Annotated in this window: 2 protein-coding genes; both read left to right on the top strand. The window is 73.5% G+C overall.

What is annotated here, in order from left to right:
• Positions 1–636: ABC transporter ATP-binding protein (locus AB0H87_RS38985; protein WP_360157945.1), on the top strand; the 636-nt coding region annotated here is incomplete at its 5' end.
• Entirely contained in the window at positions 633–3,929 is a 3,297-nt protein-coding gene (locus AB0H87_RS38980) for a serine hydrolase (RefSeq protein WP_360157942.1), read from the top strand. The genes AB0H87_RS38985 and AB0H87_RS38980, both read left to right, overlap by 4 nt.
• The last annotated feature ends 114 nt before the right edge of the window (positions 3,930–4,043 follow it).

Raw genomic sequence — 4,043 nt, 5'->3', positions numbered from 1 at the left:
GCCGAGGTGGCCCGGCTGCTCGACCTGGTCGAGCTGACTCCGGAGCGGGCCGGCCAGTATCCGGCGCAGCTGTCCGGCGGGCAGCGGCAGCGCGTCGCGCTGGCCCGGGCGCTGGCCGCCCGCCCCGACGTGATCATCGCCGACGAGATCACCTCGGCGCTGGACGTCTCCATCCAGGGCACCGTGCTGAACCTCGTGCGGGACCTGCAGCGCGGGCTGCGCCTGTCGATGCTGTTCATCTCGCACAACCTGGCGGTGGTCCGTTACGTCAGTGACCTCGTCGCGGTCATGTACCTCGGCCGGATCGTCGAGTGCGGCCCGGTCGACGACGTGCTCGACGACCCGCAGCATCCGTACACCCGGCAGCTGCTGGCTTCGGCACCGCGACCCGGCGGCATCCCGGCGGCGCTGACCGGCACGGAGGCCGAGCTGGACACCGCCGAGCCGGCGGACCCGCACCACCCGCCACCCGGCTGCCGCTTCCATCCGCGGTGCCCCGTCGGCCCGCTCGTCCTGGCCGGCCGGGACGACTGCCGAAGCGTAGAACCCGACGGTGCCGACCGCCGCCACCTGGCCGCCTGCCATTACGCCGCCCACTCGCCCGAGCCGAACCGCGACACGAGGAGTACGCCGTGACCCGACGCCAGCGTATCGACGACCTGTTCACCGTGGCGGTGCCGGAACAGCCGGCGATCGCACCCGACGGAAACTCCGCCGTGTACGTGTTGCGGACGGTCGATCGCGACGGCGACCGGACGGTGCGCAACCTGTGGCGCGTCGGCACCCGCGGGGGCGAGCCGGTGCAGCTCACCCGGGGTGGCGCCGACTCGACGCCGGAGTGGTCGCCGGACGGCACGCGGATCGCGTTCCTGCGGGCCTCCGGCGGCGCGGCCCAACTCTGGCTGCTGCCGGCCGCCGGCGGGGAGCCCGAGCAGCTCACCACGCTGCCGCTGGGCGCCGGCCGTCCGGTGTGGAGCCCGGACGGCACGGCCATCGCGTTCGCCGCCCCGGTGGACGTGGTGGGCGCCGGTGACGCGGCGCCCATCGTCACCGAACGGCTGGACTACCTGGCCGACGGCTCCGGCTACCTGCGCACCGTGCGCAGCCACGTGCACGTCCTGGACCTGGCCACCAAAAAGGCCCGCCAGTTCACCGACGGTGACTGGCACGCCGGTGACCCCGCGTGGTCACCCGACGGCACGCGACTCGCGTACACGGCGGCCACCGCGCCGGACGCCGACCGCACCATGCACTGCCCGGTCCACGTGCGCTCCGCCACCGACCCCGCCGCACCGCCGCGCGTCGTCGGCCTGGCCGACGGCCACGCCGGCCCGGTCACCTGGACCACCGACGGCACGGCGTTACTGGTGATCGGCTATCCGGAGCGGGTGACCGGGCACGCGCACCTGCTCCGCGTGCCGCTCGACGGCGGCCCGGTCACCAGCCTGTCCGCCCCGCTGGACCGCAACGTGATGTCGGGCGGGCCGGGCTACCCGGGCGCGCTGCCGGTGCTGGTCGACAGTGGACGGTCGGTGCTGTTCTGTGTCCGCGAGCGCGGCGACACCCACCTCTACACCGTGCCGGTCGAGGGCGGCGAGCCGCGGCCGGTGCTGACCGGCGCCGGGCGCAGCGTCGCCGGCCTGTCGGTCGCCGGGGACACCGCGGTCGCGTTGCTGCTGACCCCGACCTCACTCGGTGAGCTCGTCACCGTCGACCTCGGCACGGGCGGCGAGTCGGTGCGCACCGCGCACGGCACCGACGTCGACCTCTACCGTCGCGAGGAGCGCGAGTTCACCGTCTCGGACGGCACCGTGGTGCACGGCTGGGTGGTCCGCGACCCGGCGACCACCGGCGCCGGCCCCTTGCTGCTGGACATCCACGGTGGACCGCACAACGCCTGGAACGGTGCCGCCGACGACGTCCACCTCTACCACCAGGAGCTCGCCGCGCGGGGATGGACCGTGCTGCTGCTCAACCCGCGAGGCAGCGACGGGTACGGCGAACAGTTCTACACGGCCGCGCTCGGTGCGTGGGGTGTGGCCGACGCCAAGGACCTCCTCGAACCCGTCGACGCGCTGGTCGCGGAAGGGCTGGCGGACCCCGCCCGGCTCGCCGTCACCGGCTACAGCTACGGCGGCTACATGACCTGCTACCTGACCGGGGTCGACGACCGGTTCGCCGCCGCGGTGGCCGGTGGCGTCGTCAGCGACCTGGCGAGCAGCGCCGGCACCTCCGATGCCGGGCACCTCATCGGCGCGTTCGAGCTCGAGGGTGGCTCGGTGCCGGCGATGTCGCCGATCACCCGGGTCGACAACGTGCGCACCCCGACGCTGATCCTGCACGGTGCTGACGACGTGCGGTGCCCGGTCGGCCAGGCGCAGCAGTGGCACACCGCCCTCCGCGAGCGGGACGTGCCCACCCGACTGGTGCTCTATCCGGGCGCCTCGCACCTGTTCATCCTGCAGGGCAAGCCGTCACACCGGGCCGACTACAACCGCCGCATCGTGGACTGGGTCGAGCAGCACACCGGCGACGGTCGCCCGGCCCTCGACGCGGCGCACTGGCAGCGCCGGTTGGCCGTGCTGGCCGAGCGTCATCGGGTGCCCGGCGCCACGCTCGGCATCCTGCGCCTGCGTCCCGGTCGGGACGACGAACTGGCCGAGGCGGCGCACGGCGTCCTCAACATGGACACCGGCGTGACCACCACGACCGACTCCGTGTTCCAGATCGGCTCGATCTCCAAGGTGTGGACCGCCACCGTCGTGCTGCAACTCGTCGACGAGGGACTGCTCGACCTCGACGCGCCGATCGTCGACGTGCTGCCGGAGTTCCGGCTCGCCGACCCGGACGTCACCAAGCAGGTCACCATGCGGCACCTGCTCACCCACACCAGCGGCATCGACGGCGACGTGTTCACCGACACGGGCCGCGGTGACGACTGCCTCGAGAAGTACGTGGCGAGCCTGGCCGGCCAGACCCAGAACCACCCGCTCGGCGCCACCTGGTCCTACTGCAACGCCGGCTTCTCCGTGGCCGGCCGGGTGATCGAGAAGCTGACCGGGGGCACCTGGGACGCCGCCGTCGGTACCCGGCTGTTCGGCCCGCTCGGGCTGCGCCGCACCGGCACGCTGCCGGAGGAGGCGCTGGCCCACCGCGCCGCGATCGGTCACGTCGAGGAAGGCGACGAGCAGAAGGTGGCGCCCGTATGGGGGCTGCAGCGCTCGGCCGGGCCCGCCGGCCTGATCAACTCCACGGCGGCGGAGGTGCTCGCGTTCGCCCGGCTGCATCTGCGCGGCGGCCTCGGCCCGGACGACACCCGCCTGCTGAGCGAGTCCAGCGCCGCGGCCATGGCCGCCAAGCACGCCGACCTGCCCGACAAATACTCCCTCGGTGACTCCTGGGGCCTCGGCTGGATCCGGTTCGACTGGGACGGGCACCGGCTCATCGGGCACGACGGCAACACGATCGGCCAGTCGGCGTTCCTGCGCCTGCTGCCCGAGCAGGGCCTCGCCGTCACCCTGCTCGCCAACGGTGGCAACACCCGCGACCTGTACGACGAGCTCTACCGGGAGATCTTCGCCGCGGTGGCCGGCGTGGCGATGCCGCACCCGATCGCCCCGCCCGCCGAACCGGTGCACGTCGACTTCCAGCGGCACCTGGGCACCTACGAGCGGGCCAGCGTGCGCATCGAGGTGCTGGAGCGCGACGGCGGGCCGGTCGTGCGCACCACCATCACCGGGCCGCTCGCCGAGCTGATGCCGGAGCCGACCCAGGAATACCCGATGGTCCCCGTCGAGGAGAACCTGTTCCTGGTCAAGGAGCCGTCCGCGCAGAACTGGTTGCCCGTCACGTTCTACGCGCTGCCGACCGGCGAGCGGTACCTGCACTTCGGGGCGCGGGCCACGCCGAAGGTCCTCGATGGACAGTGACGCGGCCGCGCTGGCGGCGGCCGCAGGGGCGTGGGGGGGGCGGGGGGGGGTGGCCCCAGCCGCCCGCGGACAGGGGATTTTACTTTTGTTTGTGCGCCACATGGGTGCCCACCC

This window comes from Asanoa sp. NPDC050611 (assembly GCF_040654855.1).
In the GTDB taxonomy this organism is placed as follows: Bacteria; Actinomycetota; Actinomycetes; order Mycobacteriales; family Micromonosporaceae; genus Asanoa.
This window is presented reverse-complemented; position numbering and strand designations above follow the sequence as displayed.